Here is a 1,380-nt window from a genome sequence, read left to right on the forward strand (position 1 = left end):
CCCAGGCGGCGGGCCGTACGTGCGGGGTGTGGCGAAGTCTCAACGTCCGATGTCAGCGCGGCGCATCGCCTGTTGACCGGCGAGCGACGCGGTCGCGATGCGTTCATTGATGACCGCGGGCTCTTGTTTCCGGACGTCCTTCAATAACTTCTTCAGGTGCGCATCGCGCACGATATTGAGCCGCACAAAGAAGTCCTCTAACTGGTGGCGGTTGAACTTGGACATCGGGTCCTTGAGCCCCGTCTGCACCGCGGCCCAATCCAGGAGCCCCGCGGGCGACTCTCCAAACTTATACAGTGACACCGCAGCCTGGGCCCGCTTGCGCAGCGAAAGGCACGGATCCGTCACCGAGTCCGGCAATCGCGTCATCATCTCGATCGGATCTCGCAACGCCGCATCCAACGCCGTATCCAGCATGTCCTCTCCACTCTCTTCGCGAACTTTCCCGTTGGTCGCACCGGTCACTGCTCGGCTCGCTTCTTCCGCGGCCTCTCGTGCCGCCGCCGCCAGGAACGGGCTCTCTTCCGCCGTGCGCAGGTCCGCAAACGCCGTCGACACGGTCTTGGTGCCCGCGCGTGTGAACTTGACCACCAGGCGCTGGCAAGGCTTGCCATCCTGCTGGGCAGACTGCGCTTCGAGGACTTCCCCGTGCCCCCATTCGGGCTTCGTGGCGTGGATCACACGCTCACCCTTGGACCATTTCTTCGTCATCATTGTGCGTACTCGACCACAGCCAGCACCACCCCGACCGGGGCTACTCGGTGCTCAAGGCATATCGCTTTTTTGCAAATCGAGCCCCGGATCCGCCCGTGAGGGCGATCAGGAGCATCCATGAGCATCATGGAGTAGATCAAGGCCTTCGAGCCCATTACAGCAGGAAAACCCGCCTCAAGCCCGCTTCCGCAGTGCCCATTGTCCCCACGACCGGCGCAGCATAGCATTTCCCGCCCACACTTTCAAAGGAAAGGGCCCAAGACCCGCGATTTGCGGGGGTTGGTTTGATTACCGGAGCATGGCACCCACCCGGGACGCCTCGCCTCCACGACCACAGGCCAACCGACCGGCCAGCGGAGCACGACAGGCATGATCGAAGCACTCAAGACCGACGAGATTGTCGCCAAGGCCGGCGGGCGTTTCAAACTCTGCGCCCTCATCCAGCGTCGCCTCGGCCAACTCATGGACGCCGCGCGCCCCTTGGCGGATCGCGACGGCCCCTCCGCCCCCGAAGCCGTCGCCGATGGGATCAGGCGGGATGGCATCACCCCCGAGTTCGACGGCCCGGGCCCCTCGTCCCCCCCGGCGGAAAAGTCGAACTACCCGACCCCCCACGAAACGCCGACCCGGCCCGCCATGCCCCCCCCCCCCCCGCCCCGGGGCGGA

The 1,380-nt window shown here is 65.1% G+C and carries 1 protein-coding gene and 1 pseudogene; one reads left to right on the forward strand and one right to left on the reverse strand.

The features are described from left to right. Window positions 1–39: 39 nt before the first annotated feature. A complete protein-coding gene (locus tag NJ959_RS29545) occupies window positions 40–714 on the reverse strand; it encodes a DUF3553 domain-containing protein (RefSeq protein ID WP_254015329.1) in 675 nt (224 codons plus the stop codon). 369 nt (window positions 715–1,083) lie between these two features. Here NJ959_RS29545 and NJ959_RS30925 point away from each other — a divergent pair. Continuing rightward, window positions 1,084–1,177, forward strand: a pseudogene (locus tag NJ959_RS30925) (DNA-directed RNA polymerase subunit omega); the annotation flags it as partial. Window positions 1,178–1,380: the final 203 nt, after the last annotated feature.

This window comes from Limnofasciculus baicalensis BBK-W-15, from assembly GCF_024178385.1.
GTDB classification, from domain to species: Bacteria; Cyanobacteriota; Cyanobacteriia; order Cyanobacteriales; family Coleofasciculaceae; genus Limnofasciculus; species Limnofasciculus baicalensis.

Excerpts from the sequence above, each read along its gene's own strand:
- NJ959_RS29545 (WP_254015329.1), bottom strand. The coding sequence starts at position 714 with ATGATGACGAAGAAATGGTCCAAGGGTGAGCGTGTGATCCACGCCACG.